Source organism: Fructobacillus broussonetiae, assembly GCF_018437275.1.
Taxonomy (GTDB): domain Bacteria; phylum Bacillota; class Bacilli; order Lactobacillales; family Lactobacillaceae; genus Fructobacillus; species Fructobacillus broussonetiae.
Genome location: NZ_JAAMFK010000003.1, coordinates 182,023 through 195,296, shown reverse-complemented (window position 1 = coordinate 195,296; position 13,274 = coordinate 182,023). Strand labels below are relative to the sequence as shown.

16 protein-coding genes and 2 tRNA genes are annotated in these 13,274 nt (G+C 46.0%); 16 read left to right on the top strand and 2 right to left on the bottom strand.

Going from position 1 to position 13,274, the window contains the following annotated elements; genetic code table 11:
* The first annotated feature begins 418 nt into the window (after window positions 1-418).
* Genes G6R29_RS06635 through G6R29_RS03535 form a run of 5 tightly spaced genes read left to right on the top strand, consistent with a single transcriptional unit; the run spans window position 419 to window position 2,586 of the window.
* Window positions 419-652, top strand: coding sequence for an Rrf2 family transcriptional regulator (locus G6R29_RS06635; RefSeq protein ID WP_213808985.1), 234 nt, complete (start codon window positions 419-421; stop codon window positions 650-652).
* Complete coding sequence (locus G6R29_RS06540; protein WP_274381046.1) at window positions 558-878, top strand: Rrf2 family transcriptional regulator; 321 nt, start codon at window positions 558-560, stop codon at window positions 876-878. Before G6R29_RS06635 ends, G6R29_RS06540 begins: the two co-directional genes overlap by 95 nt.
* Before the next feature lie 13 nt (window positions 879-891).
* A complete protein-coding gene (locus tag G6R29_RS03545; RefSeq protein WP_213808983.1) occupies window positions 892-1,314 on the top strand; it encodes a fluoride efflux transporter FluC in 423 nt (140 codons plus the stop codon).
* Window positions 1,307-1,663, top strand: a complete 357-nt coding sequence (locus G6R29_RS03540; RefSeq protein WP_213808982.1) for a fluoride efflux transporter FluC — start codon at window positions 1,307-1,309, stop codon at window positions 1,661-1,663. The genes G6R29_RS03545 and G6R29_RS03540 overlap by 8 nt, the downstream gene beginning before the upstream one ends.
* Window positions 1,664-1,701: 38 nt before the next feature.
* Window positions 1,702-2,586 (top strand): DegV family protein, encoded by an 885-nt coding sequence (locus tag G6R29_RS03535; protein ID WP_213808981.1) that lies wholly within the window; start codon window positions 1,702-1,704, stop codon window positions 2,584-2,586.
* Between the two features lie 325 nt (window positions 2,587-2,911).
* On the opposite strand, the gene G6R29_RS03530 is transcribed toward G6R29_RS03535, so the two are convergent.
* Window positions 2,912-3,259 carry an iron-sulfur cluster biosynthesis family protein gene (locus G6R29_RS03530; RefSeq protein ID WP_213808980.1) on the bottom strand — a complete coding sequence of 116 codons (348 nt, stop codon included), beginning with the start codon at window positions 3,257-3,259 and terminating at the stop codon, window positions 2,912-2,914.
* A 173-nt stretch (window positions 3,260-3,432) separates the two neighbouring features.
* Here G6R29_RS03530 and trhA point away from each other — a divergent pair, with 173 nt between their 5' ends.
* The 5 genes from trhA to G6R29_RS03505 all read left to right on the top strand — a co-directional run bounded on the left by trhA (window position 3,433) and on the right by G6R29_RS03505 (window position 7,388).
* A complete protein-coding gene (gene trhA, locus G6R29_RS03525; protein ID WP_213808979.1) occupies window positions 3,433-4,074 on the top strand; it encodes a PAQR family membrane homeostasis protein TrhA in 642 nt (213 codons plus the stop codon).
* A 70-nt stretch (window positions 4,075-4,144) separates the two neighbouring features.
* Complete coding sequence (locus G6R29_RS03520; RefSeq protein ID WP_213808978.1) at window positions 4,145-4,780, top strand: carbonic anhydrase family protein; 636 nt, start codon at window positions 4,145-4,147, stop codon at window positions 4,778-4,780.
* Window positions 4,781-4,879: 99 nt separating this feature from the next.
* Window positions 4,880-6,247, top strand: a complete 1,368-nt coding sequence (locus G6R29_RS03515; RefSeq protein WP_213808977.1) for an MFS transporter — start codon at window positions 4,880-4,882, stop codon at window positions 6,245-6,247.
* Between the two features lie 140 nt (window positions 6,248-6,387).
* Window positions 6,388-7,068: an AzlC family ABC transporter permease gene (locus G6R29_RS03510; protein WP_213808976.1), complete on the top strand. Its 681-nt coding sequence runs from the start codon at window positions 6,388-6,390 to the stop codon at window positions 7,066-7,068.
* Window positions 7,065-7,388, top strand: a complete 324-nt coding sequence (locus G6R29_RS03505; protein ID WP_213808975.1) for a branched-chain amino acid transporter permease — start codon at window positions 7,065-7,067, stop codon at window positions 7,386-7,388. The genes G6R29_RS03510 and G6R29_RS03505 overlap by 4 nt, the downstream gene beginning before the upstream one ends.
* A gap of 33 nt (window positions 7,389-7,421) precedes the next feature.
* On the opposite strand, the gene G6R29_RS03500 is transcribed toward G6R29_RS03505, so the two are convergent.
* Window positions 7,422-8,042 (bottom strand): hypothetical protein, encoded by a 621-nt coding sequence (locus G6R29_RS03500; RefSeq protein WP_213808974.1) that lies wholly within the window; start codon window positions 8,040-8,042, stop codon window positions 7,422-7,424.
* 234 nt (window positions 8,043-8,276) lie between these two features.
* Here G6R29_RS03500 and G6R29_RS03495 point away from each other — a divergent pair, with 234 nt between their 5' ends.
* The 6 genes from G6R29_RS03495 (at window position 8,277) to G6R29_RS03470 (ending at window position 13,262) form a co-directional block, all read left to right on the top strand.
* Window positions 8,277-10,166 (top strand): M13-type metalloendopeptidase, encoded by a 1,890-nt coding sequence (locus G6R29_RS03495; protein WP_213808973.1) that lies wholly within the window; start codon window positions 8,277-8,279, stop codon window positions 10,164-10,166.
* Window positions 10,167-10,242: 76 nt separating this feature from the next.
* A tRNA-Tyr gene (locus tag G6R29_RS03490) sits at window positions 10,243-10,325 on the top strand.
* 29 nt (window positions 10,326-10,354) lie between these two features.
* Window positions 10,355-10,426 (top strand) — tRNA-Gln (locus G6R29_RS03485).
* A 560-nt stretch (window positions 10,427-10,986) separates the two neighbouring features.
* Complete coding sequence (locus G6R29_RS03480) at window positions 10,987-11,220, top strand: hypothetical protein (protein WP_213808972.1); 234 nt, start codon at window positions 10,987-10,989, stop codon at window positions 11,218-11,220.
* A gap of 252 nt (window positions 11,221-11,472) precedes the next feature.
* The gene (locus G6R29_RS03475) at window positions 11,473-11,970 is read left to right on the top strand and encodes a helix-turn-helix domain-containing protein (protein ID WP_213808971.1); all 498 of its coding nucleotides are present in this window, start codon (window positions 11,473-11,475) and stop codon (window positions 11,968-11,970) included.
* Between the two features lie 74 nt (window positions 11,971-12,044).
* Window positions 12,045-13,262: a phosphoglycerate kinase gene (locus tag G6R29_RS03470; protein ID WP_213808970.1), complete on the top strand. Its 1,218-nt coding sequence runs from the start codon at window positions 12,045-12,047 to the stop codon at window positions 13,260-13,262.
* The last annotated feature ends 12 nt before the right edge of the window (window positions 13,263-13,274 follow it).

Genomic DNA, 13,274 nt, shown 5'->3' with positions numbered 1-13,274 from the left:
TACGTGAGCACCCAAGCGAGGTTTTGGTTTTTGGGCAAGAAAAAAGCCTGCTTGGGTGAAGTGATATACCCAAACAGACTTTTTCATGCATTACTAAGAAGCCGGTTGGGACAAAGCTGTCGTCACAGCTTGTCCGTCTCCGAAAAGCTGCTTTCCTACCGGCGCCACCATTGGCGGTTCAATTGAAGGGAAAATGCAGTCATGTGATTGCTCCTAAAACATTTAAAAGTTGACTTAAGCATACAAGAGGGTCAGGTATCTGTCAAGGAAAATGAAAAAATAAAAAGAGAATGAAAAGAAAATAAGAAGGTAACAATTGCCCTAAAAAGCGAACATAGCGACCTTTTTATCCTAAAAACATCGTAAAATATGCTATACTAATTCCCGAGAGAGTATTAAATATTGGGAGAAATGAATAATGAAACCGTCATTGAAGCTGACTAATGCGGTACACATTTTGGTGTACATCGCAAATACGAAGCCAGGTGATCGAGTGGTATCAAAGGATATCGCTCAATCGGTGAATACGAATCCGTCACGGGTGAGAGCGTTGATGTCTGATTTGTTTTCGGCCTCCGTTCTCAACAGAAGGCGACGAGGCACTAGGTCGTCCAGTTCTAGCAAAAAAGCCGGAAGAGATTTCGTTGGCTGAGATTTTGGATGCGATTAACGAGGATGCGAAGGTGTTCTCGCTCGATAACAAGGTCAGTGATGACTGCGAAGTAGCAAAGAAGATTAATCCAACTTTGTCCTTCTACTACACACAGATGGAAGAACACTTGCTTCAATTAATGAAGAATATGCAGTTTTCAGACATTTTGAAGCGATTTGAAGAAATTGGGGACGACGCCCTAAACATCGAAGAAAAAATAGTTTAATAAGAGGATTTGAATGAGTAAAGAAAATTCCTTGATTGCAACGTTGGTCGTCTTTTTAGGCGGCATGATTGGTGGAGCAGCCCGGTATTTGCTGGGGGAACTGCCGATGATTGGGAAGTGGCCGCTGACGACCATTTTCATCAACTGCCTGGGAACGCTTTTGCTCGCATACCTCGGAACCTATATCAAAGAGAGTAAAAAACCACTCCAGTATCGCCAGGCCTTCATCGGAACGGGGATATTGGGTGGTTTTACGACTTTTGGGGCGCTCATTTCTCAGTCGATGGACTTGGGATGGAAGGGCGAACCGGAATTGTCGGTGTTGCTGATTGCTGGATCGTTGTTTTTGGCATACTTCATGGTGCTCTTAGGAAAACGACTCGCCCACTTCACCACGGTGAAGAAGGCGAGTCTTACAGGAGGACCGCATGCTTAAAACGCTTCTATTTGTGATGCTTGGCACCGGCATCGGAGCAGCACTTCGCTACTGGGTTTTGCGGCTCATCCCAAGCCGCCCGCCGTTCATCACGGCGGTCTGCTTGGTCAATGCACTTGGATCCTTCACGTTAGGGGGACTCGTGCACCTGCAATTATCTGCCACGTTAGCCTTGTTCTTGGAAACGGGACTCCTTGGTGGTTTCACCACTTTTTCAACCATGATGACCGAGGGAGCAGAGCAGGATTCACTCAAGCAAGAATGCCTCTACCTACTGATTCAAGTGGCTGTTGGCTTCCTTAGCTTTTACATCGGGTGGCTAGGATTTACCGTCTTTTTGCCACGTTAAATATGTTATAGTAAATAGACTTATAGGGAGATTTAACCATGACAAAAATTGCGGTGATTGTTGATTCCTCAGCAGCCTTACCACAAACAATTAAGAACTCATATTCCATCTTTGAAGTTTCAATCCCAATTATTTTTGGCGAAGAAACATTCATGGGTGGAAAAGACCTTCAAACAGTTGAACAATTGTTGAAGGTGATTGAAGAAAAGAAGTTGCCTGGTAACACGTCACAGCCTTCCCCAGCACAGTGGGAAGCAGCGTTGACGCAAGCAAAGGATGCCGGATACGAAGAAGCGTTGATTATCACGCTTTCTTCCGGTATCTCAGGTGCTTACAACACGGCTTGTTTAGTAGCCGAATCCTTTGAAGGATTGAACCGAATCGAAGTTGTCGACTCAAAGTTGATCAACATGGCAGCGGGTGACCAAGCCATCCTGGCATCGAAGATGTCAGAAGCAGGCAAGACCATGGACGAGGTGTTGGCGGCAATCGAAAACTACAAGGAAAACCTTGGCGTTCGATTGGTTGTAAACGACATTTCCCACTTGAAGCGCACGGGTCGTTTGTCCCGTGGACAAGCTTTGGTTGGTGGTTTGTTGAACATCAAGCCGGTGTTGACCTTCGATATTCCAGGTGATGGAAAAATCGCGGCCATCGGTAAGGCACGTAAGATGTCTGGTGCCAAGGAATTGATTCAAGAAGCCTTCGAAAAATACCTGGCACAAGCCGATTATCCAGTTCGTTCATACATCTTGGACGCCAACGATAAGAAGGTTGGAGATAAGTGGATGAAGGATTTCCAGGCAAAGTACCCAGCCGTAACTTTTGAACGCGGTGCTTTGGACCCAGTCGTTGCGGTTCACACTGGTGATAAGTCCATGGCCATCATTTGGGCCCGTGACTATAACTCTTACTTAGATTAAAATAGAATGGCCCAGTAAAAAAGCCAGCCGCTCGGGCTGGCTTTTTGTTAAAGCAAATACAAGAATTGTATAAAAACGCGCTTTAATTAGCACTTTAAGCAATTAAGGTGCTTCAATCGAGCATTTAACGCGCTTTAATTAGAAATTAACGCACTTCAAGCAAGCATATATCAAGCATTTAATGATACAAAATGGGCAACGGTGCATTAAACAAAAGCACCGAACCAAAGTCATCTGGTCCGGTTCTGACTTTTACATATAAAAAAAGCCGACCCGAATAACTTGACTAAAAGAAAGGATCGACTGTTTTTATTAGAATGTTAAATTAGCCTACTTGCTTGATGCCAAGAGCTGGATCCAAAGTTCCGCCCTTACCGTTCAAGGCGTAGCGGAGGTACTTTTCGTTAACATCAACGGTCATGTCATCGTCCATTTGGTCGAGTGAGTATGGCTTTGCGTAAATCGTACCCATGTTTGAATCAATCGTGGCACCAAATTCGGACAAGTCCGCATCCTTGTTAACAAACACAAGGTTGAAGGACAAGGCAAGCGTGCAGTTTGCTTCGTTCGAGAATGGTCCAACACCATCATCGAAGTCCAAAACAATCTTCTTGTCAGGACCCGTGAACTTTTCCAAACGTGCCTTGGCTTCATCAGTAAATGTTAATTTCATGAGAACCTCCAATTCGTTCTAAATATCTATCTATGCTTATATTGTATGAGATAAAATCCTAGATGTCAAATTGGTCTAGTTTTAATTTTATGATTAAAACGACATATTTATGAACGAAATCAACGAAGAACCCCCATTTAGAAGCAACTTTTTAGGAAAAACGAGGATTTATAATGACTAAACGAGGAAAAGTTTATCAAATTGTATACGAAGTCTTGAACGCTGTCACGCACGGCTTGGGCTTCGTTTTGGCGGTGATTGCCAGCGTCTTTTTGGTATTGAAAGCATCAAAGCAGCCGATGACGGGACTGGAAATCGGGGCCATCGTCATTTACGTGAGCTCGATTTCGCTGTTCTTGCTGGCGTCGACGCTTTTTCATTCATTGGTCTTTACGAAGGCGGCAAAAATCTTCCAGTTTATGGATCACGCCGGCATCTACTTCGTGATTTTGGGATCGTATACGCCGTACACGTGGCTGGTGTTGCCAGCTTTTCCGGGATGGGCGATTTGGACAACGATTGCGCTGATGACGTGCGCGGGATTGGTCTATGACCTGTTTTTTGTGGGGCGCTGGCCGTGGTTGGCGGTGATTATCTACTTGGTGATGGGCTGGATGATTGTGCTCGCGATGCCGCTGATTTGGGCGGCGTTGTCACCGATGGCGTTCTGGCTGCTCTTAGCAGGAGGCGTGGTGTACTCGCTCGGAACAATTTTCTACTTGGTGCCGCAAATCCCGATGGGCCATGTGTACTGGCACGTGTTTGTGCTGGTGGGCGCGGGATTGATGTACGCATCGATTTACATGACAATTTAATGAATGCATAAAGAACTGTTTTGTCTTATATAAAAACGGGTGGCCAAGCCACCCTTAGGGGATCATACTTATGGATAAACTCGACTATTTGTATCAAGATGCTTGGCAACACACGACCAAGGAAGTGGACCAATCCCCAATCGACATTCAAACAAAGAACCTGAAAAAGGGCGATTGCATCAACGTCGATTGGCAGGGGATTGGCCCAAGCGCCCTAACCGTTAAAGAGAAGGTGATTGGTGATCAATACTATTGTGAGGGTCAGCTTACATTGGAGGAAAAGCAATACCAGCTCGAACGCTTCCACACCCACCAGGGGTATGAACACTTGATTGATGGTCAGTCGGGACCGGCTGAAATTCACCTGGTCTTTAAACGCCCCGATGGGGGAACGATGGTTTTGGGTATCTGGACGAAACTAGACGAACAGGCACCAATTCTCTTTGAACCCGTTTTTTTGGGCCGGTCTAACACCATTGAATTGATGGACATGGTTCCCAAAAACCTGAAATCGGTTTATACCTACACGGGAACGTTAACGACACCACCGTTGAAAGAAGACGTGCACTGGGTGTTGTTGAAGGAAAAGCTGGGGATTAACCCGGTGGATGTGGCGGCTTTTGCACAGGCTTACCCGCACAATGTTCGCTCGGTTCAACCATTGAACGGAAGAGAAGTTTTGCTTCGAAACATCTGCTCGGTTTAATTGACAGGGCAGACCTGAAAGGGTAGTTTAATAAGTAAGAATTTAGTTTAAAAGACGTCGGCGAAAGCGCCGGCTTCTTTTTTCGTTAAAGGAAGAATGATGAAAGATAACGTACTAAAAAAAGCCGCCCTCGTGGTGGCCGCGGCCCTGTTCATGCAGATGCTGGACTCCACAATTGTGACGACGGCCTTGCCAGAAATTGCAGAAGACCTGAAGGTGAACCAGTCATCGGCATCCCTTTTGGTTTCCGTCTACATGCTTTTTGCGGCCATCTTTATTCCGCTCTCCGGTTGGTTGGCTAAGAAGTTACCCCGTAAGAACTTATTCCTCTTCGCGGTTGTGCTTTTCACCTTCTCCTCCGTTGCGGTTGGCTTTTACAACAGCCTCGCCTACATCCTGATGATGCGAGCTCTCCAAGGATTTGCGGGTGCCTTGATGGTCCCGGTTGGAAAGCTCATCATTTTGGAAAACGTGGAAGCAAAGAACTTGCTTTCCATCCTTTCCTTCTTGATCTGGCCGGCTTTGATTGCGCCAGCCATCGCACCACTATTGGGTGGGTATGTGATTTCAGCACTGTCATGGCAGTGGATTTTCTACCTCAACTTACCAATTGGAATCGGTATTTTGATTGCCGGGATTTTCTTGATTCACGATGATAACCCGGCCGAAGATGCGCCCTTTGATCTGCTCGGCTTCGTGCTCGTGGCTGCGGCAGCCGGCCTTGTTTTGATTGCGGCCGAAGTGTTGTCACGTGGTGTGGAAACGCTCGTGCTCGGAGGAAGCATCCTCTTGGCCGGCTTGGTGCTTGCGGTCTTTTCTTGGAAGCATTTGAAGAAGGCGGAAGAACCGCTCTTTTCATTGGACGCCTTGAAGGTGAAGTCCTTTCGGATTTACCAAACGGGTGGCTCTATCTTCTGGATGACGATTGGGGCGCTGCCATACTTGCTGACGCTGCTCTTGCAGGTGCCGTTCCACTGGTCACCGGTGGAAGCGGGAACGTACGTGATCTTCATTTTCTTGGGAAACCTTGGAATTAAGCCGTTTACGACGCCAATCATCCGCGCGCTTGGCTACAAGTACGCCTTGGTGCTCGCCTTGGGACTGGCTTCCATGTCGACCTTCTTGATGGCCGCCTTTAACGTGGATAGCGCAAAGCCATGGATTGCCTTTGTCGCTTTCGTCTCAGGAGTGGGACGTTCCTTGGCCCTGACGTCATACAACTCACTTGCCTTTTCGGAGTTGAGCAAGCAGGAGAAGAACGCGGCGAACACGTTGCAGTCGGTTGTGCAGATGCTGTCCCAGGCATTTGGTGTGGGACTGGCGGCGACGTTGCTGTCACTCTTTTCACAGGCCTTCACCGTCACGTTGGCGTACGAAGTGACGCTGTTTGTTGTGGGTGTGCTGTCGCTTTACCCATTGTTTGAGGTGCTGACCTTGGATAAGAACGTCGGATCGAAGACGCTTTAAAAAATGATGTAAAAACAAAAACGCCCAGCCTTTCGGCCGGGCGTTTTTTTACCTTCCTGCGAACTTGCTGAAACGACCTTGCATGGCTGCTTAGACCTGTTATCATATGTTAGGAATGACATTTAATGAAAGGAAACGCAATGAATCAAGAAATGAAATTGGCCATGCAAAAGGCCATGCCGATTATGACGGGTTTCACCTTTTTAGGCATTACCTACGGTATCTTTATGCACCAACTCGGCTTTAACTTCTTATTTCCGACGTTGATGGCGGCCAGCATCTTTGCTGGATCCTTAGAATTTATTTTAACGAACTTGCTATTGAAAGACTTCAGCCCTTGGCTGGTGCTCTTCTTGAGTTTTATCATTAATTCCCGCCACTTGTTTTATGGCATCTCGATGCTGAAGCCATTCAAAAACGCGGGTTGGAAGAAGTTTTACCTGATTTTTGGAATGTGTGATGAAACCTTCTCGATTAACTTTTCGTCAAAAATACCAGAGGGACTCGACCGTCAGAAGTTCATGCTTTACGTGACGATGTTTAACCATGTCGGCTGGGTCTTTGGTGCCATGCTCGGTGGCTTGCTTGGTTCGTTGATTACCTTCCAAATTCCAGGTGTGGACTTCGTTATGGTTGCTTTGTTCTTGACGCTTTTTGTCAGTCAGTTTAACGGGGAAGAAAACCATTTCTCTTCACTCACGGGATTAGCCGTCGGTTTGTTTTCGCTTTTACTTTTCGGAGAGGAATTCTTCATGCTGATTGCGCTCATCATCATGGTCGTCATCTTGTGGTTCCGTTATAAAAAGGAGGTGCGCGCATGACATTGACCGAACAAGTCATCACCATCCTTCTTGCGGCATTGGCAACGATGGCAACACGCTTTCTTCCTTTCATGATTTTTCGAGAGAATAAACCGTTGCCTGCTTTCGTGTCATACTTAGGCGATAAGCTTCCACCGGCCATCCTCGGTATTCTGGTGATTTACTGCTACAAGGAACAGATTTTTAGCTTTGATCAAAAGGCTGCCTTTGGCCTCTTGGCTGGACTGGTTACCATTGGATTGGAAAGCTGGAAGAAAAACATGCTGTTATCCATCTTAGCTGGGACAGCCACATACGTGCTGCTCATGCACTTCTTTTAAAGTCAAAAAAATAGACCCTTTCGGGTCTCTTTTTTATTGTGGTGTGACTTGGTTTGTTGGAACTAGAGTGAACTCGTCAGAAGACTTTGACAAGTCAACGAGCTCGTTTGCTGAGAAGTTGATTTCGTCCTTGTGGTCCTGATAGTTTTGCATCATTTCATCTTCGGTAATCGTCTTTGACTTCTTCCAGTAGGAGTTTGAAGCAGTAACGCCGGCCATGTCAGTTGAACTTGATTCAATGAAGGATAGGTCGTAGGTGCCGTTATGGTTATCCGTGAACATATCGGTGTGTTCGGCAAAGCCACCGGCCCCTTCACCGTCGTCGTAAATCACGATTTTATCTTTGTCGCCCATGTAGACGGAGTAGTGCGTCTTGAGTGGCGTACCGTAGTTTGTAGGCAGCTCATTGTATGCGAGTAAAGCAACCTGTACCTTCTGCGGAAGGGCGGAAAAGGCGCTTGATTGGACTTTGTCAGCATCCTTTGTTGACGCGTTATCGCCATCCGTCTTCTTACTGCTTGATGAAGCTTTCTTTTCAACGTGGCTCGTTTTTTCCTGCGTTGGGTGGTTCGTGCCGAGTGCGTACGCACCGCCTAAGACGGCGACCGCTGCGACAACAACCAGAGAACTGATCAGAATGATTTTCTTAGACATAATACTCCTCTTTTTGCATTCAAATCATCTTGGTTCCAAATGGGATACATATGCATTATTGTTCTTTCTGTTTCAAAAGTCCAGTGACGGAAGGAAAGGGGGCGAGTGCGGGTTTGACTTGGGCATTAATAATTGAAGAAAAGGTGTCCGGATTGGCAATTCGTTAAGGGCGCCTTGCAAAAGTCGCTGCCTTACCAGATAATGTGCATAAGAACAGCTATAAAGGAGGCAGCGATGGCAACAACACGTTATCAAGATGATTTCTACGAAGCCGTGAACGGTGAGTGGATTAAACAAGCCGTGATTCCAAAGGACCGTCCGGTGACGGGTGGCTTCTATGACCTGGTCGAAGGGGTTGAAAAGGAAGAACGTAAAGTCTTGAAGGCATTGGAAGAAGGCAAGAAGGAAGTGCCGGCCGACTTGAAAGAGTTTGTTAAGATGCACGCCTTGACCAAGGACTGGGACAAGCGCGCTACGGATGAGAAGGCCGAGTTACAAAAGCACTTGGCGCCCATCTTTGCGCTGTCGTCCTGGCAGGATTTGCAAGAAAAAGAAGCCGATTTGATGAAGGCCGGTTACGAAACCATCCTGCAGGTTGGCGTTGCGCCGGACTCAAAGAACACGGATCGAAACGAACTGTGGATGGACAGCCCGTCCTTGATTCTGCCCGACACGACCTCCTATGAAAATAAGGAACAAAAAGAGGCGATGCTGTCGTCTTGGAAGAACATGGTGCAAGCCTTGCTCGAACGTTTCGGTTACGAAGGCAAAGCAAATGAGTGGATTGAACAGGCGCTCAGTTTTGATCAGTTGATTGCTGATCGTCGCTCTTCTTCAGAAGAACTTTCGGATTCATGGAAGAACTACCACCCAATGAGTCTGGAAGAGGCCAATGCAAAGATTCCAGAAGTCGAATTGGATCAATCCTTGAAGGCTTTGGTTGGAAACGACATCGACAAGGTAATCATTTACGACGGACCGTTCTACGAACGCGCTGCTGAAGTTTACTCAGAAAAGAACTTCCAGGCCATAAAGGGCTGGTTAATCATTCAAAACCTCTTGGATGTAGCGGGTTTGTTGAGTAATGATACCCGCGTGTTAGCTGGTCAGTTCGGACGCTCTTTGTCAGGTACAAAGGAAGCCATCGATTCTGATAAGTCCGCCTTCCGTCAGGCCCGTGCTTTCTTTTCTCAAAAGGTGGGCCGTTGGTACGGTCAGACCTACTTTGGCGAAAAGGCAAAGGCCGATGTGTACGAAAAGGTTCAAGAATTAATTGCTGTTTACGAAAAGCGCTTTGATGACATCGACTGGTTGTCTGATGAGACTCGCGCCAAGGCAAAGGTGAAGTTGGACGCCCTCGAAGTGAAGGTCGGTTATCCAGACACCTTGCCCGAAATGATTGAGAAACGCACGGTTGATTCAACAAAAAGCCTGCTTGAAAACGTGAAGCTCTTCTCTGCCGAATCAGTAAAAGAACACTTTAAGAAGTGGGGACAACAACCAGACAAATCACGCTGGGGCATGTCAGCGGATACGGTGAACGCCTGCTACTCACCGGATTTCAACCAAATCGTGTTCCCGGCGGCCATCCTGCAGGCGCCATTCTATGATATTAAGCAGACGGCTTCGCAAAACTTCGGTGGCATCGGAACGGTGATTGCTCATGAAATTACGCACGCTTTTGATACCAACGGGGCACGCTATGATGAAAAGGGAAACCTAAACGAATGGTGGACCAAAGACGACTTTGACCGTTTTGAAGAAAAGACGGCGGCCGTTGTGGCGGCATTCGACGGATTAGAATCAGCTGGGGCTAAGGTCAATGGTCACTTGACGGTATCGGAGAACGTTGCCGACCTTGGTGGAGTCGCGGCGGCCTTACAAGCGGCCGGGTCCGGGTCGGACTTTGATGTTAAGGAATTCTTCGAAAACTTTGCAACCCTCTGGCGGCAAAAGGCAGAGCCAAAGTACAAGGAATTACTGGCAACCATCGACGTTCACGCGCCGGCCAAACTGCGGACGAATGTGATTGTGAAGAACTTCGATGCCTTTGTTGAGGCATATGATGTGAAAGAAGGGGATGGTATGTATTTGGCACCCGAAAAGCGCATTCAAATCTGGTAAAAATTCTCGAAAAAATCTTAGAAAAATCCTTGTCAGGCAGCTTCAATCTTGTTAATATAGAGAAGTTGTTTGATATGGGGGTGTAGCGAAGTCTGGCTAAACGCGACGGACTGTAACTCCGTTCCTTCGGGTTCGTAGGTTCGAATCCTACCGCCCCCATTGCCTCGCTTCAGGCAAGTTTGAAGCATTGCCCCTTGGCCAAGTGGTAAGGCAGAGGTTTTTGGTACCTCCATGCGCTGGTTCGATCCCAGCAGGGGCAATCAATGTTTAAGAAAAAAGCAGACCGAAAGGTCTGCTTTTTTTGTGATGTTATACAGTTACCACCTAGTTTTGTATTGCGCCTGCGGAGTACACTATCGGTAGCAGGAAACTACTGCTAGTCAGGAGGTGAGATTAACATGCTTCTTGTCGATTTACTGTTGCAAGTGCTTTTAGCCGTATTGATTCAGTTGGCAGCTGATAAGGTATTAGTTTGCTTGCAAAAGTTCATTGCTTTCTTCTGGAAGTAATGAGAGGAGTCCCGTCATTGGCGGGGCTTTTTTAACGCTTTTAATAAAATAAAAAGCTCAACGCCGGCATGCGATGAGCTTTGAGAGTTGAGATTAACTCTCGTCGATTTACTAACTAAAGTATAACACCACTTTTATAGATGTAAAGTAAAACAGATGAAAGTTATAAAGGTTGACTACCTGCTATACCAGCCTTGTGACACTACCCATCAATTCTGAATCCTGCTATAGTATTTAATTGTGTTTTTACTAAAACAGTTATGAGAATGAGAAGATAAACGAGAAAACATTGGTGAAGAGAGTGTTGCGTCATGAAAAAGAAAGAACAACCTGAGAAGTTAAGTTGGAAGGAGCGGCTTCGACTGTTTTCAGCACTTCTCTTTTTGTTATCGACGGTCATTGCTGCTGCTTATCTTAGTAAGCGAGATTGTTGTCATGTAAAAGAGAATCCAACCATAAAGTTGAAGCCAAAAATGGAAAAGAAGACAACGGAAGTGACCATCGAGGAAGAAATCCCGGATCAACAAAAAGAGAAGCCTTTATAAGAAAAGTAAAAAGCAGCCGGGAAGGCTGCTTTTTTGCAATTGTTAATCGGAATCGTTAGCAACGTGATTGCCAATTTAAACACCGCTTGGTTGCTAGGAGTTTTTACTTCTGAAATCCATCCACACCATATCAAATTTTCTCCATCATTCTGATGAATGTTTGGAATAATCGGTAGGCAACAAATTCTTGCTTTCCTTTTGAGCTTCAAGCACGTACGCTAGAGTCAATTCGTCATAAGGGAGAAACATCAAATGCAATTTTCAGAACACCTCAAGAAGGCTCGTCAAGATAAGGGACTGACCCAAGAACAATTAGCTCAGGAATTCCATACCAGCCGCCAAAACATTTCATCCTGGGAAAACGCCAAGACTTATCCGAACATGCAGGATTTGATTCGTCTTTCTGATTTCTTTGGTATCAGTTTGGATGTTTTCTTGAAGGAGGATGGAAAAGTTCAAGAAAGCCTGGAGGCTGCTCCGGTTAAAAAACTATTGGTAAAGCTTTCAAAAAGGTTAACTTACGCCTTTCTTCTATTGTTAATCCGCGACGTGACTTCAACGATTTCTGCTTTTACTAATGGCTATGCATCGGGTGTGACGGATTTTGTAAATGGCGTTATGGGTATTGCAATTTTTCTCTTGGTTTGCGATTCTTACAACATCATTCAAGATTTCAACGATGAATTTGGTATTAAAGTGGTCTATCCCTGGCAGCGCTTTTTAAATCGTGAAGAAAATCGCGAAAATTAGCAGAGCCTGCAGACATTTGCTAAAAATTGCTTTATAATTGGTCTTGTTAAATAAAGAATATTTGGGAGGCAAATATGGCAAAGTTAACTGTCGAAGATTTGGCATTGGCCGGTAAGAAAGTATTGATGCGAGTGGACTTCAACGTCCCTATTAAGAACGGTGTGATCGGAAACGACAACCGTATCGTGGCTGCATTGCCAACGATTAAGCACGTTATCAAGGAAAACGGACGTGCCATCTTGTTCTCACACTTGGGTCGTATCAAATCTGAAGACGACAAGAAGGAATTGTCATTGGCCCCAGTTGCCAAGCGTTTGGGTGAATTGCTCGGACAAGACGTGATCTTCGTTCCTGAAACTCGTGGTGCTAAGTTGGAAGAAGCAATCAACAACTTGCAAGACGGTCAAGTATTGATGGTCGAAAACACGCGTTTTGAAGACGTTAAGGATGGTGAACAAGTAAAGCTTGAATCAAAGAACGACCCTGAATTGGGTAAGTACTGGGCTTCACTTGGGGATGACTTGTTCATCAACGATGCCTTTGGAACGGCCCACCGTTCACACGCATCAAACGTTGGAATTGCATCAAACGTTGACCAAGCAGCTGCTGGTTACTTGATGGAAAAGGAAATCAAGTTCTTGGGTGACTCAGTTGAAAATCCTAAGCGTCCATTCGTTGCCATCATCGGTGGAGCGAAGGTTTCTGACAAGATCGAAGTTGTTCAAGCTTTGTTGAAGAAGGCTGACAAGGTTATCATCGGTGGTGGAATGGCTTACACGTTCGACGCTGCTAAGGGTAACAAGATTGGTAAGTCATTGTTCGAAGCTGACAAGGTAGACTTGGCTAAGTCATTGATGGAAGAAGCTGGCGACCGTTTGGTTCTCCCAATCGACGCGGTTGCTGCAGACGACTTCAAGAACGATGCTAAGACGGTAACGGTTGATTCAGCTGCTGGTATCCCTGACGGATACATGGGATTGGATATCGGTCCTAAGTCAGTTGCCTTGTTCAAGGACGTGTTGTCTGACGCCAAGACGGTTGTTTGGAACGGACCTATGGGTGTGTTCGAAATGGAAAACTTCGCCAAGGGTACGTTGGCCATTGGTAACGACCTCGTTAACGTAACTGAAAACGGTGGAACGACTATCGTTGGTGGTGGAGATTCAACGGCCGCTGTTCAAATGTTGGGTGTTGCTGACAAGTTGTCACACATCTCAACTGGTGGTGGTGCATCACTTGAATACTTGGAAGGTAAGACTTTGCCAGGTATCTCATCACTTACAAACAAGTAAAATCATTTTAAG